We start from the raw sequence: 24,190 nt of genomic DNA on the forward strand, positions 1-24,190 counted from the left end.
TAAATGAACTTAATTAATACCATTAGAAATTGCATAATAGAAAAGCTGCATATATTAAGTGATAAGAAGTTAATAATAATAGATGATGTTCTATTAAGCAAGTTAATAGTGGATTATCCTAATAATCATGATCATGGAGATTTATATACTAACGCAGCTTTAATTTTAGGTAGTTATGTAAAAAAAAATCCACTAGATATGGCAGAAATTTTGCTGTGTGAATTTTCTAGTATTAAGGAAATATCCAATATCAGTATTGTAAAGCCAGGTTTTATTAATTTTAGTATTTCTTTTTGTATTTGGTATGAAATTATAGTTTCTATTAACATGCTAAAAGAAAATTTTGCTAATGTTAATATAGGAAACGGACAGAAGGTTAATGTAGAATTTGTTTCCGCTAACCCTACTGGGCCGATGCATGTTGGACATGCTCGTGGTGCTATATTTGGTGATGTATTAGCAAATTTGTTGGAAAAAGTAGGATATCAAGTTGTTAGAGAGTATTATATTAATGATGCTGGTACACAAATAGATGTATTGGTTGAATCTGTATATTTGAGATATAAAGAAGCTGCAGGTCAGGATATTGTGATAGGTAGCGGGTTATATCCAGGACTGTATTTAAAAAAGATAGGGCAGCTTCTATATGAAAAATATGGTACAGATTTATTAGAGATGAACTCTACTAATAAGATGAAGATTATACGTGATGTATCTCTCAAATACCTTATGAATCTTATAAAGGAAGATCTTGCATTGTTGGGAATTAAGCATGATGTATTTACCTCAGAGGCAGAATTATTAAAAAATAATGTTATAGAAAAATGTGTGAAACTTTTAGAAGATAAGCAATTGATATACTATGGAGTTTTGGACCACCCAAAAGGTATGGAGAATCAAAATTGGAAGCCTAGAACACAAATGTTATTTAAATCGACTAATTTTGGAGACGATGTAGATAGAGCTTTACAGAAAGTTGATGGTAGTTGGACTTATTTTGCAAGTGATATAGCATATCATTTTGATAAGATATCACGTGGTTTTCAGCATATGATTTTAGAGTTGGGATCTGATCATATTGGTTATGTAAAAAGATTAAAAGCGGCAGTGAAAGCATTAAGTAATAATAATGCTACTGTAGATATAAAGTTACATAATATTGTAAATTTCCTTGATGGTGGTATGCAAGTAAAGATGTCAAAAAGATCCGGCGAGTTTCTAACTATAAGAGATGTTGTGGAAGAGGTAGGTAAAGATGTAGTCAGATTTATAATGTTGACTCGTAAAAGTGATGTAGTTTTGGATTTTGATTTTGTTAAAGTCGTTGAACAATCTAAAGATAATCCAATATTTTATGTACAATATGCTCATGCTCGTGTTTATTCATTAATGCGCAATGCTCCAAACATTTTAGAAATAGAGGATACGGATTTTTCTGTGTTATCTTCAAAAGAAGAAATACTATTGATTAAGTTATTAGCAAAATGGCCGCATGTAGTTGAAATATCTGCAAAGACTGCAGAGCCACATAGGATAACTTTTTACTTAATAGAAGTTGCAGAAGCATTTCATGTATTATGGGGTTACGGAAATAAGAATACAAATAGACGTTTTATTGTAGATAGTGATGTTAACCTTACGTCTGCAAGAATATATTTAGCTAAATCTGTTGCATACATTATTAGTAGTGGTTTAAAGATATTTTCTATACTTCCCTTGAAAGAAATGCACTGATTGTTATGGTTATATATCTTTTTAAAGATATATTTATTACATAAAAGCTGCTGTTTTATAATAGAATGTATTTTGTATAAGGTTGTGTATAAAATATCTGCTAGTATAAATTTGTAGTTAATTTGTGATCATACACTCAAATCTGTGATTTTTTTAAAAACACAGACATATCCCTGTCTTTCATTGTATTTTTATAGTATTTTGTAATATTTTCAATATCTGTAAGCTCTTTGCACGTAGCCAATGACGTAGATAAAGTTTGTTGAATTATATATTGAGACCATATCTTAATAGATTTTTGTACTATGTGATCTTTTGTATGTATGATAACGTCAATTTTATCAGAGATATTGAATTTATTATCTTTTCTAGAGTGTTGTATTAGTCTTACTATATCTCTTGCGATACCTTCCATTATTAGATCATCAGAAAGTTCATGATCTAGTAACACTATACCAAGTAAATTTTGATCTAAATTAATAGTGGATGCAAAATCATTATGAATTTTGATAGTTAAAGTGTATTCGTTATTATTTATGATATAATGTTCTGCTTCTCTTGTACCAAGAAGTAATTGGTTATTTTCTAGTATTTCCCAATTATTATTTTTTAGTAAAGATATTAAGGATTTGACTTTGTCTGGTATTCTTTTTCCAAGTTCTGGGAAATTTAACTTTAATTGGAATGATGCTACGTCAGATATGTCAGATTTGAATAATATACTTTTCACATTTATTTCTTCTAATAAAATATTTTGGTATTCTATAGGCAAATTAAGTAAATCTGTGCAATTGTAACTGTATATAACAATTTTATTAAGAGGTTGTCTAACTCTAATGTTATGGATATTTCTGATAGATAACACATGATTACATATACTTATTGTTAGTTTCATGTATTGGGTATTTTGTTGATCTTTATCATTCAATATGAAATTACTCATATTTGGTAGTGATGATAAATGTACGGACTCTTCTTTTTGAAAATTTAATTTTTGCCAGATTGCCTCAGTAATGATAGGTAGAAATGGTGCAGAAACTTTTATTATGTAATATATAACAGTATATAATGTATTATAGGCATCTATTTTATCTTGATTGATTTCTGATGACCAAAATCGGACTCTACATCTTCTGATATACCAATTGTTCAATATTTCGAAAAACTGAGTGATATTGCTACATGCTAATTTTATGTTATATCCAAAATTGTTAGAACATTTATCTAATCCTTCAATAGCATTAAATATGGACTGTATAGTACTGATACATTCACATATTATGTATCTATCCATAATGTTGTTTAGTCCACTGAGATCTGTAATAATTTCTGCTTTTATTTTGTCTATATTTGCGTAAATAGTAAAGAAATTATAACTATTCCATATTGGTTTTATCACATTACGTAGTACGTCTCTTACCATTACTCCTTCTTTGTCTAGTAATAGATCTCCACCATATGATACTGCATGTGATAACATTAGGAATCGCATGGCATCTGAGCCATATTGCTTAAATAGTTCCATTGGATCAGCATAGTTATTAAGTCTTTTAGATAATTTTTGTCCTTGAGTATCTAATACTACACCATGACATATGCAATTTGTAAATGGAGGTTTATCAAATAATGCTGTGGATAATATAAATAATGTATAAAACCAACCTCTGGTTTGTGCTATATATTCAGTAATAAAGTCTGCTGGAAAATAATCCTCGAAGAGTTCTTTATTTTCAAATGGGTAATGCAATTGTGCATAAGGCATTGATCCAGATTCAAACCAGCAATCAAATACGTCATTAACACGTCTCATCATTGATTTTCCGGTTGGATCATCTGGGTTAGGGCGTACTAAATTATCGATATATGGACGATGTAAATCTTTTATACATGATATATCGAAGTCTTCTTCTAGTGCTCTTACATTGTCAAATACTTTTTTTATTGATCCGTATACATCGATTCTTGGGTAATTGGGATTATCTGATTTCCATACTGGCAAAGGAGTGCCCCAAAATCTATTACGTGATATTGCCCAATCTTTAGCGTTTTCAATCCATTTGCCAAATTGCCCGCTACGTATATAATGAGGGATCCAATTTATGGTCTTATTAAGTTCTAATATTCTGTCTTTTATTTTTGTAACTTCAACGTACCAAGATGACATTGCTCTGTATATTAATGGAGTATCTGTACGCCAACAGTGTGGGTAATTATGTAAATATTGATCTGTCTTAAAGTAAAAATTTTTTTGTTTTAGTATAGTAATAACTTTATCATTTGTATCAAATACATGCATGTTTGCAAAATCTGAAATCTTATCAGTAAACTTTGCTCCATCATCTATAGGACAGATAATTGATAATAAATTAGATGTACCTCCATCAATATCTGGAATACCTTGCTTTTGACATAAGATAAAGTCATCTTCTCCGAATCCTGGGGCAATATGTACTATTCCAGTGCCTTCTCCTTCTACTACAAAGTCTGCTGTTAAGATTTTAAATGCATTTTTAATGTCGATGAAATATTCAAATAGAGGTTTGTAATGCAAGTTTTCTAAATTAATATATGAAATATCTTTATTATATAATTGATATTCTATTTTATTTTTTTTGCAATGCTCTTGAAAAGTTTTTAAATATCCTTCAGCAAAAATAAACATCTCTTGATTGATAATGGCTCCACGGTATTTAATATTTGTGCTTGTAGCTAAAGCAAGATTACAAGGTAAGGTCCATGGAGTAGTAGTCCAAACTAGTATTTTATAGGTTTTAACGTTTTCTATTATGAGGAATTTAGGATTTTCTAATAATTCGAATGCTACAGTCACAGTTTTACTTGTTTTTTGCCTATATGCATTGTCCATCCTAGTTTCAAAATTTGATAATGGTGTTTGACATGCCCAACTATAGGGTACTATTTTTATAGATTCATATATTAGTCCCTTGTTCCATAATTCATGAAATGACCATATTATTGATTCCATAAAAGGTAAATTCATGGTCTTGTAATCATTTTCAAAATCTACCCATCGTGCTTGTCTTTCTACATATTGTTGCCATTCTTTTGAAAATTTCATTACAGAGTTTCGGCAATGGTTGTTAAATTTTTCTATACCAAATTTTTCAATAGCTAACTTTCCTGATATTCCTAGTTCTTTTTCTGATAACATTTCAGCGGGTAATCCGTGGCAATCCCATCCAAATCTTCTATCAACTTTGAATCCTGCCATTGTTTTATAACGAGCTACAGCATCTTTAATAAATCCAGTGAGTAAATGTCCGTAATGAGGTAATCCATTTGCAAATGGTGGTCCATCATAAAATATAAATCTTTTATTTTCATCTCGATTATCTACAGATTTTTTAAAAATATTATTTTCTTTCCAAAATTTTAATATATCTTCTTCTATTGATGGAAAATTAGGTTCTCCTATTGATTGTGAGTAATATTCTGTCATAGTGCTTATTATTTAACATAGGTATTTTACTATACACATATTTATTCAAGCTGCAATCACAGTTCTATTAAAATATGTAAAAATTATTGACTCTTGTTAATATTCATAGCATTGTTTTAAAAAATTCATATTGAGGAACTTATGACAGTAGAAATAGGAGGTGATGCACCATATTTTGAGAGTCTTGATACCTATAAAGGTAAGAAGAATATAGTATTGTACTTTTATCCAAAAGATGATACACCTGGTTGTACGAGAGAGGCAAAAGATTTTCAAGAAGCAGTGAATGATTTTGCTGATTTGAGTACCGTTATAATTGGGGTGTCTAAGGATAGTGAGAAATCTCATGAGAGTTTTAAGAAGAAGCATGATTTATCATTTGAACTAATATCTGATGAAAATTCTGAGCTATCAAAGCAATATGGTATTTGGGTAGAAAAGAATATGTTTGGAAAATCTTATATGGGTATAGACCGTTCTACATTTCTAATAGATAAACATGGCAAAATAAGAAAAATTTGGCGAAATGTAAAAGTTAGTGGACATGTTGATAATGTTCTTGAGATAATAAGAGAGATAATGTAAGTTATTGAATTAGTGATGCAAAAGGGAAGGAAGTTAAACATTAGATTATATGTGACTTGTGCTCTTGAAAAATGTTTGGTTATAACCTTAGATAATCTTGCTTCTCATTATATATGTCATGTAATGCGAGCTACAAAATTCGACAAGATAAAGCTGTTTAATGGTAGGGATGGAGAATGGATAGGTGAAATATTTGAATTATCTAATAATACTAAAATTAGGGTAAATGAACTGGTTAGAGAACAAATTATAACTAAAGATTTAACATTATGTTTTTCTATTGTAAAGAGTACTATGTTACAAAATGTAATTAGGCAAGCTACAGAGATGGGAGTAACATTTATGCAGCCTATTTATACAAAACATATAGCAACGAGTAATATAAATTTAGATAAATGCAGGAAGTGGTCTATTGAAGCTGCTGAGCAATGTGAAAGGCTTGATATACCATATATTTCTTCTCCTATTAATTTTACTGATTTAAAAAATTTGAAGACTGGTAATAATAATTTTATAATTTGCGATGAAACAGGCAAAGGTAATTATCCATCAGAAATTTTAAAGAACAAAAATAATATTTATGTCATTATAGGGCCAGAAGGTGGTTTCTCAAATGATGAATTGAATTTTGCGTATAGTTTTTGTGATGGTTTATCTTTAGGTACGACAATATTAAGAGTTGATACAGCAGTTGTTAGTGCGCTAGCTTATGTAAATGAATATTATGGTATGTTATAGTATTATGGTTATTAAAAGTATTAGTGATAGGAAAACCGAATTGCGTGAAAGGTATAGGAAATTAAGAAAAGAAGTACAATGTCAGAAAGAGGCCTCTTATTCTTTATTACAAAATTATATTAATAATATAACAATAGAAGAAACATCTATAATTTCTGGATATATACCTATAGATGGTGAAATTGATGTATTACCATTAATGAATCATTTAATGAAAGAAAAGCATGTAGTGGCAGTTCCTGTAATAAATCAAAATAGTAAAATATTATTATTTCATCAATGGAATACAATTAATTCTGTTATTCCAAATATCTTAATAGTACCTCTCATTGCATTTGATAAATGTTTGAATAGATTGGGTTTTGGAGGTGGATATTATGACAGTACCATTTCTAAGTTAAGACCGACTTGTAAAGTTATAGGAGTTGCGTACGATATACAGTTGTGTGATGTAATACCTATTGAAAGTCATGATGAAATTTTAGATATGGTGATTACGGAAAAGAAAGTTTATAAGCAGATGTAACATTATAATTGTTTAAGACCTTGTTGTGGAATATCAATTATCTAAAAATTGTTATTAATATATTGAGCTTTGATTTATAATTTATATATATATTAGTATACATAATTTTTGCGTTTTCTTTTTAATATTTTGGTTTGTAAATTGTTTTTTATGAAATATACAGTATATTATAGTTAATAGTTACGCAAATATATGAATATGTAGTAAAAAACATCTCTTATGTTAAAAGATTGAGTGATTGTTATTCGAATGAAAAGTTTATATATGCATATTCCAGTTTTATTAAAAGAAATGTTATACATATTAGATCCTCAAGATGGGAAAATATATGTTGATGCAACATTTGGAGCAGGAGGATATACTAGAGCGATTTTGGGATCTGCAGATTGTCAGGTCTATGCTATTGATCAAGATGAATATACTAATGTTTTCTATGAGGAATTAGTTCATGATTTTCCAGGCAGAATACATTTTTATATTAATAAATTCAGTAAAATAAAACAAATTTTACATAAAGCGCAGTTGCAAAGAGTTGATGGTATAGTATTTGATATAGGGGTTTCTTCTATGCAATTAGAAAATGCTAATCGTGGTTTTTCTTTTTCTAAAGATGGACCTCTTGATATGAGGATGAATACTTCTATGATGGGTAGTGTTGATGCATCAATGTTTGTGAATACAGCTTCTGAAGCAGAGATAGCTGATGTTATATATCAATATGGAGATGAAAAATACTCTCGTAAAATAGCAAAAGCTATTGTTGAATCAAGGAAAAAGAAAGCAATAAAAACTACAGGTGAGCTTGCATTTATAGTTAAATCTGTAATATCACGTAGTAAAAACCATAGTATTGATCCTGCAACAAGAACGTTTCAGGCAATTAGGATATGGGTTAATAAAGAATTAGAAGAATTAGAACATGGGATAACTCATGCTGCTGATTTATTGAATCCAGGTGGAAAAATAATAGTAGTTTCTTTTCATTCGTTGGAGGATAGAATTGTAAAAGTAATATTTAAATCATTGTGTAATGGAAATACTATAACTTCATCAAAGTTAAATATGAGATTTCAATTGATTAATAAAAAAATAATAAGACCAAGTTCTGAGGAAATAGTAAAAAATCCTAGATCTAGATCTGCAAAGTTGAGAGCTATATTAAAAATATAATGTACTTTTTAGATCAATCAAGTTGTAGATTTATAATATGCTTTTTGAGAGGTTTCTTAAGTTTATATTTCCAATATGAATATCAATATAACATCTTGTAGTTAAATATATAAAATTTTAGTTTCAGTTATGGGTTGATATAATTGATATATTACTATTTTTTGAATTTAATATAATAAAAAGATATGTATCGTTTTTGTTAGATGTATTATTAAATTTATATTTTTTAATTATAAGAGTATCTTTCTGGATTTAGTGTTTTATAAAATTTTTAGTATTGAGACACTAAACTTGCTTTTTTAATTAATACTAGACTAGTGAATTTTATTTTTATTATTAGGTTCTATAATTTTGGTATAGCATATCAATTATATAAAAAATGGTTTAAGTATAATATATTGTTTTTTAGCTTTTTAAAGACAAATATATGTCATATATTAAATGGATCATATATATATGGTTCAGCATTATCCTTGTTTATGTATTGAATTAAAGTAGCTAGAATAGTGTAACGGTTATCTTTTATCGATGATACAAATATTTCTTTTTGTGTGTGCTCTGATAATAATTGCTTTTTTTTCTTAATTTCTTTTTTATCTAATAAATCGCTTTTATTTAATACTATAAATTCTGTTTTATCAGCTAGCTCTTTATTGTAAAGTATTAGTTCTTTTCTAATGCATTCATATGAATCAATAATGTTATTTGAGGTACAATCTATGATATGTAATAATATAGAACATCTTTCAATATGTTTTAAAAATTTGTCACCTATGCCGTATCCTAGATGTGCTCCAGGGATTAATCCTGGTATATCAGCTAACACTAATTCTCTGTTGTCAATAAAAGCGACTCCTAAATGTGGTTCTAAAGTTGTAAACGGATAATCAGCAATTTTTGTCTTTGACTGAGTGCATGAAGCTAAAAAGCTTGACTTTCCTGCATTGGGTAATCCTATGATTCCTACATCTGAAATGATTTTTAATTTTAATATAATGTATTTTTCTTCTCCTGCTTCTCCAATAGTAAAGTGTCTAGGTGCTCTATTGGTAGATGTTTTATAGTTAGCATTACCTGTTCCACCTTTACCACCATATGCTGCTATAAATTTTTGGTTTTTTGAATTAAGGTCGACGATTAATATTCCATCTTCATCATACAGTTGAGTTCCTATAGGAACTTTTATGATCATATCTTTTCCAGATAGTCCAGATTTCTTTTTACCAGAACCCGGATTTCCATTTTCTGCTTTTATATGTTGTTTATATCTAAAATATAGTAACGTGTTAATATTATTACTTGTGGCAAAGATGATATTTCCACCATTACCTCCATTTCCACCGTCAGGCCCGCCAAATTCAATAAATTTTTCACGACGAAAACTACTACAACCATTTCCGCCATTTCCTGCTTTTAAATATACTTTTGCTTCATCAATAAAGCTCATAATGCTCCATAGTAGATTGATGAAATGTCTAATAACTTTTCTATATATAATAACTCATTGTATTTTGCTAAACGTTCAGATCTAGATAGAGAACCAGTTTTAATTTGTCCGCAGTTTGTTGCAACAGCTATATGGGAAATTGTAGTATCTTCTGTTTCACCTGATCTATGAGATATTATTACATTATAATTATTTTTTTGAGCAAGTCTTATAGCATTGAAAGTTTCAGTTAGTGTACCAATTTGATTTGGTTTTATTAATACTGCATTTGCCATGTTATTATTAATTCCATTTTGAATTAATTTACAATTAGTTACGAATAGATCATCTCCTACTATTTGTATTTTATTGCCTAATTCTTGTGTTATCAATTTCCACCCATTTATATCTTCTTCTGCTATTGGGTCTTCAATTGATGTAATAGGATATTGTGAGGTTATGTTTTTATAATATTCTACTAATTCTTGAGTATTTAATTCGTAATTTGCAAATTTATATTTCTGATCTTTGTAAAATGTAGATGCAGCAACATCTAATCCTAATGAGAAATCTTCATACATTTTATATCCTGACTTTTCTACAGCATCTATAATGATTTCGAATACTTCAGTATTTGTTTTTATGTTTGGAGCAAATCCTCCTTCATCTCCTACATTAGTATTTAATTGTTTGAATTTTAGAATTTGTTTTAATTGAAAAAACACTTCAGCTGACATTCTTATTGCATTTTCAAACTTATTAGCTCCATTTGGAATAATCATAAACTCTTGAAAATCTAAATTATTATCTGCATGCATTCCACCATTAATGACATTAATAAGTGGAGTAGGAAGAACTTTTGCTGTAATTCCTCCTAAGTATTGATATAAAGGAATATTTAATGTTAAAGCTGCAGCCTTTGCGATTGCTAATGATATCGCAAGTGTTGAATTTGCTCCAATTCTTGATTTATTGTCTGTTCCGTCTATTTCAATTAATGCGTTATCTATTTTTTCTTGATTTAACGTATTCATACCTATGATTTGTGGAGCAATTTCTGAATTAATTAAATTAACTGCTTTTGTTACTCCATATCCATTGTAAGAATTTTTATCATTATCTCGTAATTCTATGGCTTCAAACTTTCCTACTGAAGCTCCTGAAGGTACACAAGCTTTTGCTTTTATATTATTTGATAATATAATTTCTGCTTCAATAGTAGGATATCCTCTGCTATCTAAAATTTGTCTGGCTAATATTTTATTAATTGTTACATTAAACACAGCATTACCTATTTTGTTTTTTTATGGTATGTTGAAAAATTTCAAAAAAGATAGTAATATCTTTTATATAAAATGTAAATTTATTCTCAATGTTGGCTTATGTTTAAAAGAATAACAATGTTATTGACATATTGTATTATATTGAGCAGAATTACTAAAAATAATAATTGATTTAAACGTTAAGAGATGGATTATGTTTGCTATTGTTGAAACTGGTGGGAAGCAATATAAAGTACGAGAGCAAGATGTTATAAAAATAGAAAAATTAAGTGCTTCTGTAGGGGAAGAAGTTACTCTGAATAAGGTAATTGCGTTAACTGATATAAATCACAATATGGTTTTTGCACAGAATGCAACTGTCACAGCATCAGTTCTTGAGCAATGTAGAAATGATAAAATAATAGTGTTTAAGAAAAAACGTCGTAAGAATTATAGAAGGAAAAATGGTCATAGGCAGTACATGACTGTTTTACGTATTACTAAAATTAATAATATGGAGTAGAAGTATGGCTACGAAAAAATCTGGTGGTAGCTCCGGTAATGGTAGGGACTCGAGAGGTAGAAGGTTAGGAGTAAAGAAATTTGGGAGTGAAAAAGTAATTCCTGGTAATATTATCATACGTCAGAGAGGTACAAAATATCATCCTGGTAAGAATGTTGGAATGGGAAAAGATCATACTATTTTTTCTAAGATTTCAGGTTTTGTACATTTTAGGAGAGGAGTACTTAATAAGATGTTTGTTGATGTACTAGAAGCTAATTCTGCTTCTTAATATAGCTTTGTTGGGGTTTGTAGCTCAGGTGGTTAGAGCGCACGCCTGATAAGCGTGAGGTCGGAAGTTCAACTCTTCCCAGGCCCACCAATTATAGCCGTGTTTTTCCAATGGATGTATTTTTGCTTTAGGGATTATGTAATGTTTTAGTATAGCTATGTTTTATATTAATCGTTATTAATCTATTAATAATTTCTAGTATTGTATAAAGCTTTATGTTAAAAGATAGTGATAGAGTATTTACTAATCTTAATGGTCAATATTCTCCATTTTTAAAATCTGCAAAAAGTAGAGGTATTTGGAGTAATATCTTAGAAATATTGAATCTAGGTCCTGAATATATTATTCAAGAGGTAAAGAAGTCAGGATTACGTGGTAGAGGTGGAGCAGGATTTTCTACAGGTTTAAAGTGGAGCTTTATGCCAAAAACTAGAAAAGAAGGCCAAGCAGCGTATTTGATAGTTAATGCGGATGAATCAGAACCTGGTACATGTAAAGATCGTGATATATTAAGGTATGACCCACATAGGCTTATTGAAGGAATATTGATAGCTGGATTTGCAATGAATGTAACTACAGCTTATATTTATATTCGTGGTGAATTTTATAATGAATATTTAGTATTGTCTAAGGCTTTAGATGAAGCATATAAAGCTAAATTAATAGGGAAAAATGCATGTAATTCTGGATATGATTTAGATATCTTTATTCATAGAGGAGCTGGAGCATATATTTGTGGGGAAGAAACTGCTCAACTTGAATCATTAGAAGGAAGAAAAGGTATGCCAAGGTTGAAGCCTCCTTTTCCAGCTGCAATAGGGTTATATGGCTGTCCTACTACTATTAATAACGTTGAAACTATTGCAACTGTTAGTGAGATCATGAGAAGGGGTAGTGATTGGTTTGCATCTCTTGGTAGAGAAAATAATACAGGTACTAAGATTTTTTGTATATCAGGACATGTTAATAATCCGTGTAATGTAGAAGAGGAATTAGGAATTCCCATGAAGGAACTTATAGAAAAATATGCTGGAGGTGTTCGTGGAGGGTGGGATAACTTATTAGCAGTAATACCTGGTGGTTCATCAGTACCAATGCTTCCAAAATCTATTTGTGATACTGTAACTATGGATTTTGATTCTTTGAGGGCTGTGCAGTCAGGGTTAGGTACTGCTGGTTTAATAGTTATGGATAAATCAACAGATTTAGTAGCAGCTATAGAGAGATTGTCACATTTTTATATGTATGAATCTTGTGGACAATGTACACCATGTCGAGAAGGTACTGGTTGGATGTGGAGAATCATGAAAAAAATAGTAAGGGGTGATGCTACGCCTGAAAGCATTGATTTATTATTGAATATTACGCATCAGATAGAAGGACATACTATATGTGCTCTTGGTGATGCTGCAGCTTGGCCTATACAAGGATTGATTAGACATTTTAGGGATGTAGTTGAAGATCGGATAAAAAGTTAATAATAAAGCTAAATTAATTTAGTATTTTATAATTGTGGTTTTGATTTTTACTTAAAAAATTTTATCTATTTAATGTTGTATATATCCAATTGTTTTATCTAATTTTTATATTAATACTGGTAAATATTTATTTAGTGGATGTGTGCTATAATACTATGTTATGTGTTTGCTAGATTTTTGCTAGTGTTTAATACAGTGAGATGTAATGGAGCTATTATATGCAATTAATGTTGTTATCTTATGGGAGTTCGCAACTTGTTTTGTTACCTGTAAACTCATGTAGTTATAATAAAGAGTTAGATATTTGTCATACAGGGAATCCTAATATAGATATGCAATTAGTGGTTCCTTTAAGTCAATCTATTTTTTATGGGACTCTATACCGGTCAATACTTAATGATTATTCTATTGTAACTAATGCTAAATCAGGGGAAAATATAGTATTTTTATATGGTAAGAATCCAGTAGGCCATCCTATGTATGTAGTTTTCATATGTCCAATTGGTACTATGCATACGGTATTTCAGCAAGGTATAGTATTAGATTCCAGTAATTTTGTATCAGCTGGGATGTTTGATCAGTCAATGTTCAATGAATCATCTGAAAATAAAACTCTAGGCTTATTTGATCTTGTCTCTAGTAGTATTGAGATAGTAACCAAAAGCCCAGTAAGTTATTTGACCAGGTTGAGTTATTTTAATAGTAGTGGTAACTTATTTCATACAGACTATAAAACTGCAATCTTGAAGAATGTAAGTGTGGATCCAGTAACTAATAGTCAAATATGTTATATGAAATTGCAGTAAGTTTATGCTGTTAAAGTTAAAGATTTATAAAAAGTTGTAACTCTGTTTATGAAACTAGGTTTTGTAAATAAATGGTTTTGATTTTTACTTTAAAAAAAAATCTGTTTAATGTTGTATATGTCCTATTGTTTTATCTAATTTTTATATTAATATTGGTAAATATTTTTAGTGAATGGGTGCTATAATGGTATGTTGTGTATTTGTTAGATTTTTGCTAGTGTTTAATACAGTGAGATGTAACGTAGGTATTATATGCACTTAATGTTATTATCTTATGGGGATTCACAATGTATTTTGTTACCTGTAAACTCATGTAGTTATAATAAAGAGTTAAATATTTGTCATACAGAGAATCCTAATATAGATATGCGATTATTGAGTCTTGTCGGTAACTCTATTTTTTCTGAGGATCTATATCGGTCAAAATTTGATGATTATTCTATTGTAACTAATGCTAAATCAGTGGAAAATATGGTATTTTTATATGGCAAGAATCCAGGGTGCCAGCATGTATATCTAGTTTTCATATGTCCAATTAGTGTTATGCGTACGGTATTTCAGCAAGGTATAGTATTAGGTTCCAGTAATTTTGTATCAGCTGAGGTGCTTGATCAGTCAATGTTCAATGAATCATCTGAAAATAAAACTCTAAGCTTGTTTACTCTTGTTAGTAATAAGATTAGGATAGCAACCAAAAGTCCAGTAAGCCGTTTGACTCAGTTTAGTTATTTTAGTAGTAATGGTGAGTTATTTCATACAAGCTATAAAACTACAGTCTTGAAGAGTGTAAGTGTGAATCCAACAACTAATGCTCAAAGGTATTTTATGAGATTGCAGTAAGTTTATGCTGTAGAATCATTTTTATCAATAGGTGGTTTTTAATTTTAATCTAAGAAATTTATCTGTTTAATATTGTATATATGCAATTATTTTATCCAATTTATATGTCAATATAATCTTATTTGTAAATATTTTTTACTGGATGAACTGTATATTATATTGTGTTTTTTGTTGAATAATTTTGCTAATTGTAACACAATAAAATGTAATGGTTGTTAATTGGTATGTACTTAGTATTATTATCATTTACAAATGGTACATCTTTTATTACCTAAATTTCAGTAAAGTATGGTAAAAGCTTAGGAATGTATACAGTAGATGCTAATGTGAATGGAATTAGGGAATCTTCAAGAAGATCATTTTTATTACTTATTGTATTGATCAGAAGTACAGATTTTACTATCGTAATCAATCGACTTGTATCCATAGTATTTTTTGGTAACAATCAATCGAGTAATGAAACCTAAAATGCTGATATAGTATCATATTCTTAATATATTAAATATTATAGAACAATTTCTTAGTTTAAGATGAAAATTTTAGTATCAAGTAATTTTATTGATAGCACATAAGTCAAGCCTTCTCTTTTTATCTTCTACCAAATTGCTTACTCTTACTTTTTTAAAAAGCCTTCATTTTTTATAACATAATTATTAATACAACATGTCATAACTGATATGAATGCCAAGATATTCATCATTTTGTCTAATATTATGTGTAAAGCATTTCATGTATAATGGAATTTTTTAGTGTGAAAGAAATAATTATTTTTCACTGAATTTGAAAAATAAAGTTGAGTAGGACTAGAATTGATTCAGCAATAGATTATACTAAGTATAATATAAAAATTAATATAATAGTTTACATTTTATTAAAAACAATTAATATGCATTGATAATAATTGATATTTCTTATTAAAAAATTAAAATTATATGCGACTAATATTGTTATTTTTAGATGGATATCCTGTTTTAGTGCCTGAGGAAGAGTATCGTTATGATAAGTCCCACGGAGCTTATTATCCACTCAATCCTAATTTTAATGGTAAAATTGGCCCACCTTCTATTAAAACTGTTAGGTTTGTGCCCATGCATCAAGCAATATTTCAAAAATATTGTATTATGAGTAGTGTAAGATTTGAATTAGAGTATTACTTTTTATTTTGTAAGAATAAAGCAGGAAAAGAATCTTTTCTAATTATTAAAGTTAAACCTGGTTCTTTGCGTGACTTGAAGGCAAATGGATTAATATTGACTAAGAAAATAGTTGTTACTGCTGGAAAAGTTTGTCTAGGCGAAACTACACCAGAAGAGTGTACGATTGCATTGTTTAACAAGTATAAGTCTTGTATTAGATTTTCTTTTAAGCAAGATCTACCTCGTTCGTATATGTTGAATTTTTTTAATGATAGAGGGGAATTATTTTATACTCAATATCAAAGCACATACTTAAGTCACACTAAAATAAATGTGTCCGATAATGATCTAAGTTATATTATGAAGTTCTAAGGATTATTCAAAATAATATTAAAATACTTATAAAAAGGTAAAATTATATGTGGCTAATATTGTTATTTTTAGATGGACATCTTGCGCTTTAGTACCTGAGAGGAAGTGTCGTTATGATAAGTCTCGTGGAGCCATACTATGGAGTAAATCCTAATTTTGATAGTAAAATTGGTCTACCTTCTTCTGAAAATGCTATATTTATGCCTATACATCAAACAATGTTTCAAAAATGTTGTATTGTGAGTAATATAAGATTTAAATCAGAATGTTACTTTTTATTTGGGAAAAATAAAGAGAGGCGAAAATTTTATCTAGCCATTCAAGTTAAACTTAATTTTTTACGTGACTTGAAGGCAAATGGATTAGTATTTACTAAGGAAATAGTTTTTATAAGTGGAGAAATTTATCTAGACAGCATTGCAGGCGAAAGAATATACTACTTGCCTGGGGTTTTCTTCTGGCAAAAATCTGCCTCATATATATATGTTGAATTTTTTAATGATAGTGGGGAATTATTTCATGCTCAATATCAAGGTACATACTTAAATCATGTTATAATAGATGCACTTAATAATTATATAAATGTATAGTGAACTTCTTTAGAGTATACTTGGTCATTCAGTAATACTTATTGACTTATGTGCTTCAGCTGTAATAATAATTTACTTGAGTATTTAATATAGTTATACTCTTTTGTTGAATTTGTTAATTATTAACAGATATAAATATAATGATTTATTTTTTGTTTCATTTTTTTGCAGCGTTGATAGTATTATCAGCTATAGCTGTAGTTTATGTATCAAATCCTGTTTATTCTGTGCTATGTTTAATTTTAACGTTTTTCATATCTAGTACATTATTTATTTTGTTGGGTGCAGAGTTGATAGCAATGCTAGTTATAATAGTATATGTAGGGGCTGTAGCTGTACTGTTTTTATTTGTAGTTATGATGTTAGATATAAATTATTCGAGATTTAAAAGTGGATTTACAAAATATCTTGCTATAGGGTTATTATGTGGGGTGATATTATTTATTAATATAGTGTTTATTATTAAGCAATCTGCAACAACTGAGTTAGTAACTACAGGATCTGTTCCTTATGTAAGTAATGTTATTGCTATTGGTAATTTAATATATACAAAATATATGTATATATTTCATTTATCTGGGATATTACTTTTAATATCAATAATTGGATCTTTAGTATTAACTTTACGTGCTAAGAGCAATAGTGTGCGTAGACAAAATATAGATGTTCAGGTTAATAGGTCATCTACTATAAAATATGTAAATGTTAAAGTACGAGAAGGAGTGGATTATGAAAATTCTAACTGATGCTGGTATTACTTTAAATCATTTCCTTATTTTGGGTGCAGTTTTATTTACTATTGGTGTATCTGGAATTTTTATTAATCGCAAAAACATCATTACTATTCTTTTATCGATAGAACTGATGTTGTTAGCAATTAATATTAATTTTACTGCTTTTTCGGTATATCTTGATAATATTTTAGGACAAGTCTTCGTCATGTTTATATTAACAGTAGCTGCTGCAGAGTCTGCAGTGGGTTTAGCTATTATTGTAGTATATTTTAGAAATTGTGGAAATATTGACATTGAAACAGCCAATGAAATGAAAGAGTAAAGAAGGTTTTTATAGTATTTATTGACTAATTATAATTAGTTATTTTAATTGATTTGTGGTCAATTAATTAAGGATCAGGTTTATGATTAAGGTTGAGCTATTATGTGTTCTTTTGCCTTTAATAGGTTCTATTTTTGGTAATATGATAAATAATAGGTTAATTTCTCAGTTAGTTACCACTTCTTTGGTGGTTTGTGCATCATTGTTATCGTGGTACTTATTTTTTAATTTTAAAGATAGTTATGTTATTACTTTATTTCCGTGGATTGAATTACATAAGTTAAAAATTAACTGGTCATTGTATATAGATTCATTAAGCATGATTATGTTGATAATAGTTAATACAGTGTCAGCGATAGTGCATCTTTATTCAATAGGTTATATGTCTCATGATATAGGCATATCTAGATTTTTATCTTATATATCATTATTTACATTCTTTATGTTAATTTTAGTAACAAGTGATAATTTTGTTCAACTTTTTTTCGGTTGGGAAGGTGTAGGATTATGTTCTTATTTGTTGATTGGTTTTTGGTTTGATAAAGCTTCAGCTACTAAAGCAGCAATAAAAGCATTTATTATGAATAGAATAGGGGATTTTTTTTTTATATTAGGAATTATAGCCGTATTTTGGGTATTTGGATCTTTAGAATTCAGTAAAGTGTTTAACATGCTTGATTCAACATATGTTGAAGGTGCAATTAATTTTTTTGGTTATCCGGTACCTTATTTAGATGTGATATGCTTGTTACTTTTTATTGGATGTATGGGTAAGTCTGCACAAATTGGTTTACATACATGGTTGCCTGATGCAATGGAAGGTCCTACTCCTGCTTCAGCATTAATTCATGCTGCAACTATGGTAACAGCAGGAGTATTTCTTGTTGTTAGATGTTCTCCATTATTTGAATTGTCAGTAATGGCACGCAATATTGTCTTGATTATTGGCACATGTACCTGTTTATTTGCTGCGACTGTTGCTATTGTACAGAGTGATATAAAGAAGATAATAGCATATTCTACTTGTAGTCAGTTAGGATATATGTTTATTGCATGTGGGTTATCAGCATATAGTGTTGCTGTATTTCATTTGATGACTCATGCTTTTTTCAAAGCATTGTTGTTTTTGTGTGCTGGTAATATAATACATTCTATACACGAACAAGACATTCATAAGATATGTATTTCTTGGCGTCAGTTACCATTTACATATGTGTTGACTTGGATAGGATCTTTAGCATTAGCAGGTATTTTCCCTTTTGCTGGTTTTTATTCGAAAGATTTAATTATTGAAAGTAGCTATCACACTAGTACAATTGCCTTTATAATATGTAATTTAGTTGCATTTCTAACAGCTTTTTATTCTTGGAGATTGATTATATTAGTTTTTCATGGAATCAATTCAAGAAATGGTCCAATACGTGAGTCAGGAAAGATTATGCTCTTGCCTCTATTAGTGTTGGCTATAGGTTCTATATTTTCTGGTATGTGGGGACAAAATTTATTATTAATTAATGATGCTGCATTTTGGAAGGGTAGTATACAAATACATGAACATGTAGAAGTTGGGTTATTTGTAAAAATGTTACCATTATTTCTAAGTATACTTGGAATAGTATGTGCTTACTTAAAATATTTTTGCAATTATTCTAGTAATTTGCATTTTAACCGGTTATTTAAATTTCTATATAATAAGTGGTATTTTGATGAGTTATATAATCTTGTATTTATAATACCTATTAAGTTTATAGCTAATTTCTTTTCTAGAGTAATTGATAAAAAAATTATTGATTATTTTGGGTTAGGTGGTATTACTAAAATAGTGGATTCTTGCTCAAAGGGTAGCGTTAAGATACAAACTGGTTTTGTTTTCGATTATGCATTTATTATGCTATTAGGTTTGATAAGTATTATCATGTGGTTAATTTATAATAATATAAGATTTTAAAGTAATGCTATTTTTGATGATTTTATTGCCAATATTAGGGTCATGCTTATTAGCAGTTAGTAATTTTAAGGCGAATTTAGTAATGGCAAAGATAACTTCTTTGTTATGTGCTGTAATTGCATTCTTTATAAATGTTATTGTAGCTGTAAAATTTGATTATTTATATAAGGGTTTTCAATTTATACATAATCTAGCTCCAGGTTTTGTATTGGGTATAGATGGGTTGTCTTTGCTGCTTTTATTATTGACGACTTTTTTATTTTTATTATCTATTATCTTCACTTTATGTAATACGCAGTTAAGAAATTTGCGTATGTTTCTTGCTTTATTATTGTTACTAGAGGGATTAACTATAGGAGTATTTGCTTCACTTGATATAGTGATGTTTTATATATTTTTTGAATCTGTTCTAATCCCAATGTTTTTTATTATAGGAATGTGGGGACATGAAGACAGAGTATATGCTACATTTAAATTATTTTTATATACTTTACTTGGTTCTTTATTATTCTTAATAGCAATACTGTATATATATTTCTTTTCTGGTAAAGTAAGTGATATAGGGCAGTTAACTTATATTTTATCAAATTATTTAAATCTGACAGCACAGAAATGGGTATGGGTTGCATTTTTTATTTCATTTGCAATAAAAATACCTATTATACCTTTTCATACTTGGTTACCTGATGCTCACGTTCAAGCACCTACAGTAGGATCTGTTTTATTGGCTGGCATTCTAATTAAAGTTGGTACATATGCATTACTAAGATTCTCTCTCCCTATGTTACCAGAAGCTAGTGTATATTTTTCAAATTTTGTAATAATATTAAGTATTATAGCTGTAATTTATGCTTCATTGGTATCTTTTGTCCAGACTAATATTAAAAAGTTAATAGCATATTCTTCAATAGCTCATATGGGGTTTGTTACTGCTGGAATATTTTCTTTTAATAAATATGGGATATCAGGAGCTGTATTTCAGATGATTAGCCATGGATTAATATCTGCAGCTTTGTTTATTTGTGTTGGTATACTTTATAATCGTACTCATACTTTAGAAATAGCAAGATATGGTGGATTAGCAAAAACAATGCCTAAATTTTCTGTTATATTTATATTTTTTGCAATGGCTTCGATTGCTTTACCTGGTACTTCAGGTTTTATAGGAGAGTTTTTATCTATATTAGGGATTTTTCATTACTCTAAATTATTTTCAGTTTTTATTGCTGTTGGAGTTGTATTAGGTGCTTTATATATGTTGTTCTTATGTAAGAGAGTAATCTGGGGTGTACCAAATTGTAATTTAATTGATTGTAATCTTAATAAGGATGAGTTATTTATTTTAATAGTGTTAGTTGCTTTTATATTATTATTTGGATTGTATCCTTATTATATCTTATTAAAATGCTTAACTCCATTCATAGAGCAGTTGTCTTTAAGAAACTTTATACTTTAGTAGCATTTGAGATTGTTTATTATGTATTGGAATAATTTTGTTTATATAATACCGGAAATTTTTTTAGTTAGTTCATCTTTGATCTTCTTATTATTAGGGATTGTACTGAATAAAAGAGTTATACATGTTTTGTCATTGATTGCTTCACTGATAACTATTGGTGTTGTTTTAATTAATTTAGAGATTGAACCACGGCTAATTTTTGATGGACTGTTAAAGTCTGATTTGTATATTTCTATTGCAAAAATTGTGATTTTATTTTCTAGCAGTAGTGTTCTATTTATGATGTTAGCATCTGGTAGGGAGTATTGTTATGAATTTTCAATAATGATTTTACTTGCAGTTTTTGGTTTAATCACTTTGATTTCTGCAAATAATCTACTTTCTTTTTATTTATCATTTGAAATACAAAGTATAACTTTATATGCATTAACATGTTTTGATAAAAGTGCAATTAGGTCTTCTGAATCAGGTATAAAATATTTCGTATTAAGTGCGCTGTCTTCTTGTATAATGCTGTATGGAATTTCTATGTTATATGGTTATACAACAGAAGTGGGTTTTTATGAATTATACAATTTCTTTTCTCGTAGTCAGAATATACCTTTAGGTTCTATTTTAGGTATGGTGTTTATTTTAATTAGTATATTTTTTAAATTATCAGCGGCTCCATTTCATATGTGGGTTCCTGATGTTTATCAGGGTACTTCGACTGTTATGACAGCGTTTTTTTCTATAGTACCCAAAAGTACATTTATACTATTATTGATTAGAATATTAAATGAAGTATTACCTGCTTTATCTAAAGATTGGCAACATATAGTGATATGTGTATCCGTATTATCTATATTTGTTTCAGCATTTGGGGCAATGAGGCAAAATAATTTAAAAAGATTATTTTCATATGCTGCTATTGGACATATGGGGTATATGTTAATTGCATTAGCAATGAATACTTTGGCTAGTAATACAGCTGTAATAATGTATTTATTGTTATATATTATTATGAATATAGGGCTTTTTTCTGTTTTGATACAGTATCGTGATGATGATTGTAATGTATTGAATTTAAGAGGGTTACATACTCACTCTCCAGTAATAGCATTTTGTATTGCTGTAACTATGTTATCTATGGCTGGAATACCACCTTTGGCTGGATTTTTTGCTAAGTATGATATATTATCAAGTTTAATAGAAAATGGTTTTATAAAAATTGCAATAATTTTTGCTCTTGTAAGTGTTATTTCATGTTATTACTACTTGCGAATTATTAAGGTAATGTATTTTGATTTAAATGATACTTCTTGTAGTATCTTAGTAATGAATAAGAAATTATCTGTTATCCTATTGTTTACAGTGTTAATATATTTTATATTTTTTGTATTTGTTGGTGATGTAAGGCGTGTTATAGGTTATTTTCTATATTTTAATTTTTTTTAATGGATAATAATCTGAATATTCGATATATAATATACTGAGTTTATTCAATATTAAAACGTGTGAAAACAATTTCAATATTTGGCTCAACTGGTGCTATTGGTCAGATGATTATTGACATAATATTTGCTGATCTCGATAAATATCAAGTAAAGGTATTGGTTGCAAAATCAAATGTTCAGTTATTAGCATTCCAAGCTAAGTTAGTTAGTGCAGAAAGAGTTGTTATTGCTGATGTTGATTTGTATCAAGAACTAAAAGATTTATTGGTTGGTACTAATATTAAAGTCAGTGCTGGAGATTCTGGGATGGTTATGGCTACGTCTTTAAATGTAGATTATGCAATGATGGCTATTGTAGGAGTGGCGGCGCTTATACCGATGACTTATTTAATTAATTCAAATGTTAAAGTTATTGCATTAGCAAACAAAGAAAGTATAGTTTGTGGGGGGACATTATTACTTAGTTTAGCTAAAGAAAAGGATGTTAATATTATTCCTGTGGATTCAGAACACAATGCTATACATCAGATGTTTTCTAATAATGATAAAAAAGATTTGGAAAAGATTACCTTAACTGCATCTGGTGGTCCATTGTTATCAATGGATTATAATCAAATGAAAAACGTGACAATTCAAGATACAGTGAAGCATCCCATTTGGAAGATGGGAAAAAAAATATCTGTTGATAGTGCAACTATGATCAATAAATCTCTTGAAGTTATAGAAGCTTATTATTTTTTTTCAGTAAAGGCTGAAAAATTAGATATAATTATACATCCTGAATCTATAGTGCATGGAATAGTATCTTATGTAGATGGTACATCTATTGCTGTTATGTCTGTACCAGATATGAAAATTCCAATTATGTATACGTTATCTTGGCCAGATAGGTCAGCTGTTTTATGTAGAAAACTGAATTTAGCATTATGTAATCATTTGACTTTTATAAAACCTGATATTTATAAGTTTCCTGGTATAAAATTAGGATTTGAGGTATTAAAAACATCTAATGTGCATGCTAATAGCATTATTTTAAATGCTGCAAATGAAGTTGCTGTTGATGCTTTCTTAAATAAGAAAATAGGGTTTCTTGATATTATAAGTGTAGTCTATGAAACATTAAACTTAGTTAATTATGGTCGTATTAATTCTCTATCAAATATTCTTGATTGTGATGCAGTAAGTAGAAGAGTAGCAAGTAATACTATTGATAAGTTGTGTTAATATATTAAATTATTTTTTAATATATTTAATAATACATTACGAATCCATCTTTGGAATATGTTTGTATTTTTGCTAATTTGTATAAATAATGTCGTTAATGCTTAATAGTACTTAATAAAAATAGAAGAATGTTAATTATTAAAAGTTAAT

At 28.7% G+C, this 24,190-nt stretch carries 22 protein-coding genes and 1 tRNA gene; 19 read left to right on the forward strand and 4 right to left on the reverse strand.

The features are described from left to right. Nucleotides 1-3: 3 nt before the first annotated feature. Nucleotides 4-1,734, forward strand: coding sequence for an arginine--tRNA ligase (gene argS / locus PVA18_RS02170; protein WP_045804682.1), 1,731 nt, complete (start codon nt 4-6; stop codon nt 1,732-1,734). Between the two features lie 136 nt (nt 1,735-1,870). Here the strand turns inward: argS and ileS are convergent, their stop codons facing one another. Further along, nucleotides 1,871-5,194, reverse strand: a complete 3,324-nt coding sequence (gene ileS, locus PVA18_RS02175) for an isoleucine--tRNA ligase (RefSeq protein WP_045804681.1) — start codon at nt 5,192-5,194, stop codon at nt 1,871-1,873. 141 nt (nt 5,195-5,335) lie between these two features. On the opposite strand from ileS, the gene PVA18_RS02180 reads away from it, so the two are divergent. The 4 genes from PVA18_RS02180 (at nt 5,336) to rsmH (ending at nt 8,213) form a co-directional block, all read left to right on the forward strand. Further along, complete coding sequence (locus PVA18_RS02180) at nt 5,336-5,779, forward strand: peroxiredoxin (protein ID WP_045804680.1); 444 nt, start codon at nt 5,336-5,338, stop codon at nt 5,777-5,779. 15 nt (nt 5,780-5,794) lie between these two features. Further along, nucleotides 5,795-6,517: a 16S rRNA (uracil(1498)-N(3))-methyltransferase gene (locus PVA18_RS02185; RefSeq protein WP_045804679.1), complete on the forward strand. Its 723-nt coding sequence runs from the start codon at nt 5,795-5,797 to the stop codon at nt 6,515-6,517. A gap of 4 nt (nt 6,518-6,521) precedes the next feature. Next, nucleotides 6,522-7,043, forward strand: a complete 522-nt coding sequence (locus PVA18_RS02190; RefSeq protein ID WP_231568494.1) for a 5-formyltetrahydrofolate cyclo-ligase — start codon at nt 6,522-6,524, stop codon at nt 7,041-7,043. A gap of 264 nt (nt 7,044-7,307) precedes the next feature. Then, nucleotides 7,308-8,213, forward strand: coding sequence for a 16S rRNA (cytosine(1402)-N(4))-methyltransferase RsmH (gene rsmH, locus PVA18_RS02195; protein ID WP_045805006.1), 906 nt, complete (start codon nt 7,308-7,310; stop codon nt 8,211-8,213). 430 nt (nt 8,214-8,643) lie between these two features. Here rsmH and cgtA read toward each other — a convergent pair whose 3' ends face one another. Both cgtA and eno read right to left on the reverse strand, forming a co-directional pair. Then, the gene (gene cgtA / locus PVA18_RS02200; protein WP_045804678.1) at nt 8,644-9,660 is read right to left on the reverse strand and encodes an Obg family GTPase CgtA; all 1,017 of its coding nucleotides are present in this window, start codon (nt 9,658-9,660) and stop codon (nt 8,644-8,646) included. Continuing rightward, nucleotides 9,657-10,922: a phosphopyruvate hydratase gene (gene eno / locus PVA18_RS02205; RefSeq protein ID WP_045804677.1), complete on the reverse strand. Its 1,266-nt coding sequence runs from the start codon at nt 10,920-10,922 to the stop codon at nt 9,657-9,659. The genes cgtA and eno overlap by 4 nt, the downstream gene beginning before the upstream one ends. Before the next feature lie 193 nt (nt 10,923-11,115). Between eno and rplU the strand changes: the two genes are divergently transcribed. The 6 genes from rplU (at nt 11,116) to PVA18_RS02235 (ending at nt 14,819) form a co-directional block, all read left to right on the forward strand. Beyond that, nucleotides 11,116-11,424 carry a 50S ribosomal protein L21 gene (rplU, locus tag PVA18_RS02210; protein ID WP_045804676.1) on the forward strand — a complete coding sequence of 103 codons (309 nt, stop codon included), beginning with the start codon at nt 11,116-11,118 and terminating at the stop codon, nt 11,422-11,424. Nucleotides 11,425-11,428: 4 nt separating this feature from the next. Then, the gene (gene rpmA, locus PVA18_RS02215) at nt 11,429-11,695 is read left to right on the forward strand and encodes a 50S ribosomal protein L27 (RefSeq protein WP_024072110.1); all 267 of its coding nucleotides are present in this window, start codon (nt 11,429-11,431) and stop codon (nt 11,693-11,695) included. 13 nt (nt 11,696-11,708) lie between these two features. After that, nucleotides 11,709-11,785: transfer RNA gene (locus PVA18_RS02220), tRNA-Ile, on the forward strand. 125 nt (nt 11,786-11,910) lie between these two features. After that, nucleotides 11,911-13,173, forward strand: coding sequence for an NADH-quinone oxidoreductase subunit NuoF (gene nuoF / locus PVA18_RS02225; protein ID WP_045804675.1), 1,263 nt, complete (start codon nt 11,911-11,913; stop codon nt 13,171-13,173). A gap of 218 nt (nt 13,174-13,391) precedes the next feature. Then, a complete protein-coding gene (locus PVA18_RS02230; RefSeq protein WP_045804674.1) occupies nt 13,392-13,979 on the forward strand; it encodes a hypothetical protein in 588 nt (195 codons plus the stop codon). Nucleotides 13,980-14,231: 252 nt separating this feature from the next. Then, nucleotides 14,232-14,819 carry a hypothetical protein gene (locus PVA18_RS02235; protein WP_045804673.1) on the forward strand — a complete coding sequence of 196 codons (588 nt, stop codon included), beginning with the start codon at nt 14,232-14,234 and terminating at the stop codon, nt 14,817-14,819. Nucleotides 14,820-15,090: 271 nt separating this feature from the next. Here the strand turns inward: PVA18_RS02235 and PVA18_RS02240 are convergent, their stop codons facing one another. Further along, nucleotides 15,091-15,246, reverse strand: coding sequence for a hypothetical protein (locus PVA18_RS02240; RefSeq protein ID WP_434431852.1), 156 nt, complete (start codon nt 15,244-15,246; stop codon nt 15,091-15,093). A gap of 505 nt (nt 15,247-15,751) precedes the next feature. Here PVA18_RS02240 and PVA18_RS02245 point away from each other — a divergent pair. The 8 genes from PVA18_RS02245 to dxr all read left to right on the forward strand — a co-directional run bounded on the left by PVA18_RS02245 (nt 15,752) and on the right by dxr (nt 24,040). After that, nucleotides 15,752-16,327 (forward strand): hypothetical protein, encoded by a 576-nt coding sequence (locus tag PVA18_RS02245; RefSeq protein WP_045804672.1) that lies wholly within the window; start codon nt 15,752-15,754, stop codon nt 16,325-16,327. Nucleotides 16,328-16,440: 113 nt separating this feature from the next. Then, nucleotides 16,441-16,917 (forward strand): hypothetical protein, encoded by a 477-nt coding sequence (locus PVA18_RS02250; protein ID WP_045804671.1) that lies wholly within the window; start codon nt 16,441-16,443, stop codon nt 16,915-16,917. Nucleotides 16,918-17,057: 140 nt separating this feature from the next. Continuing rightward, nucleotides 17,058-17,663, forward strand: coding sequence for an NADH-quinone oxidoreductase subunit J (locus PVA18_RS02255; RefSeq protein WP_045804670.1), 606 nt, complete (start codon nt 17,058-17,060; stop codon nt 17,661-17,663). Beyond that, nucleotides 17,647-17,973 carry an NADH-quinone oxidoreductase subunit NuoK gene (gene nuoK / locus PVA18_RS02260; protein WP_045804669.1) on the forward strand — a complete coding sequence of 109 codons (327 nt, stop codon included), beginning with the start codon at nt 17,647-17,649 and terminating at the stop codon, nt 17,971-17,973. The genes PVA18_RS02255 and nuoK overlap by 17 nt, the downstream gene beginning before the upstream one ends. An 82-nt stretch (nt 17,974-18,055) precedes the next feature. Next, complete coding sequence (nuoL, locus tag PVA18_RS02265) at nt 18,056-19,921, forward strand: NADH-quinone oxidoreductase subunit L (RefSeq protein ID WP_045804668.1); 1,866 nt, start codon at nt 18,056-18,058, stop codon at nt 19,919-19,921. A 4-nt stretch (nt 19,922-19,925) separates the two neighbouring features. Continuing rightward, nucleotides 19,926-21,377: a complex I subunit 4 family protein gene (locus PVA18_RS02270; protein ID WP_045804667.1), complete on the forward strand. Its 1,452-nt coding sequence runs from the start codon at nt 19,926-19,928 to the stop codon at nt 21,375-21,377. A 21-nt stretch (nt 21,378-21,398) separates the two neighbouring features. Further along, the gene (locus PVA18_RS02275; RefSeq protein WP_045804666.1) at nt 21,399-22,817 is read left to right on the forward strand and encodes an NADH-quinone oxidoreductase subunit N; all 1,419 of its coding nucleotides are present in this window, start codon (nt 21,399-21,401) and stop codon (nt 22,815-22,817) included. 59 nt (nt 22,818-22,876) lie between these two features. Then, entirely contained in the window at nt 22,877-24,040 is a 1,164-nt protein-coding gene (dxr, locus tag PVA18_RS02280; RefSeq protein ID WP_045804665.1) for a 1-deoxy-D-xylulose-5-phosphate reductoisomerase, read from the forward strand. Nucleotides 24,041-24,190 lie beyond the last annotated feature (150 nt).

The organism is Ehrlichia muris subsp. eauclairensis, from assembly GCF_051097115.1.
Taxonomy (GTDB): Bacteria; Pseudomonadota; Alphaproteobacteria; order Rickettsiales; family Anaplasmataceae; genus Ehrlichia; species Ehrlichia muris.

Coding starts and splice junctions, on each gene's coding strand:
- argS (WP_045804682.1), top strand. CDS start 4: ATGAACTTAATTAATACCATTAGAAATTGCATAATAGAAAAGCTGCAT.
- ileS (WP_045804681.1), bottom strand. CDS start 5,194: ATGACAGAATATTACTCACAATCAATAGGAGAACCTAATTTTCCATCA.
- PVA18_RS02180 (WP_045804680.1), top strand. CDS start 5,336: ATGACAGTAGAAATAGGAGGTGATGCACCATATTTTGAGAGTCTTGAT.
- PVA18_RS02185 (WP_045804679.1), top strand. CDS start 5,795: ATGCAAAAGGGAAGGAAGTTAAACATTAGATTATATGTGACTTGTGCT.
- PVA18_RS02190 (WP_231568494.1), top strand. CDS start 6,522: ATGGTTATTAAAAGTATTAGTGATAGGAAAACCGAATTGCGTGAAAGG.
- rsmH (WP_045805006.1), top strand. CDS start 7,308: ATGCATATTCCAGTTTTATTAAAAGAAATGTTATACATATTAGATCCT.
- cgtA (WP_045804678.1), bottom strand. CDS start 9,660: ATGAGCTTTATTGATGAAGCAAAAGTATATTTAAAAGCAGGAAATGGC.
- rplU (WP_045804676.1), top strand. CDS start 11,116: ATGTTTGCTATTGTTGAAACTGGTGGGAAGCAATATAAAGTACGAGAG.
- rpmA (WP_024072110.1), top strand. CDS start 11,429: ATGGCTACGAAAAAATCTGGTGGTAGCTCCGGTAATGGTAGGGACTCG.
- nuoF (WP_045804675.1), top strand. CDS start 11,911: ATGTTAAAAGATAGTGATAGAGTATTTACTAATCTTAATGGTCAATAT.
- PVA18_RS02230 (WP_045804674.1), top strand. CDS start 13,392: ATGCAATTAATGTTGTTATCTTATGGGAGTTCGCAACTTGTTTTGTTA.
- PVA18_RS02235 (WP_045804673.1), top strand. CDS start 14,232: ATGCACTTAATGTTATTATCTTATGGGGATTCACAATGTATTTTGTTA.
- PVA18_RS02240 (WP_434431852.1), bottom strand. CDS start 15,246: ATGGATACAAGTCGATTGATTACGATAGTAAAATCTGTACTTCTGATC.
- PVA18_RS02245 (WP_045804672.1), top strand. CDS start 15,752: ATGCGACTAATATTGTTATTTTTAGATGGATATCCTGTTTTAGTGCCT.
- PVA18_RS02250 (WP_045804671.1), top strand. CDS start 16,441: ATGATAAGTCTCGTGGAGCCATACTATGGAGTAAATCCTAATTTTGAT.
- PVA18_RS02255 (WP_045804670.1), top strand. CDS start 17,058: ATGATTTATTTTTTGTTTCATTTTTTTGCAGCGTTGATAGTATTATCA.
- nuoK (WP_045804669.1), top strand. CDS start 17,647: ATGAAAATTCTAACTGATGCTGGTATTACTTTAAATCATTTCCTTATT.
- nuoL (WP_045804668.1), top strand. CDS start 18,056: ATGATTAAGGTTGAGCTATTATGTGTTCTTTTGCCTTTAATAGGTTCT.
- PVA18_RS02270 (WP_045804667.1), top strand. CDS start 19,926: ATGCTATTTTTGATGATTTTATTGCCAATATTAGGGTCATGCTTATTA.
- PVA18_RS02275 (WP_045804666.1), top strand. CDS start 21,399: ATGTATTGGAATAATTTTGTTTATATAATACCGGAAATTTTTTTAGTT.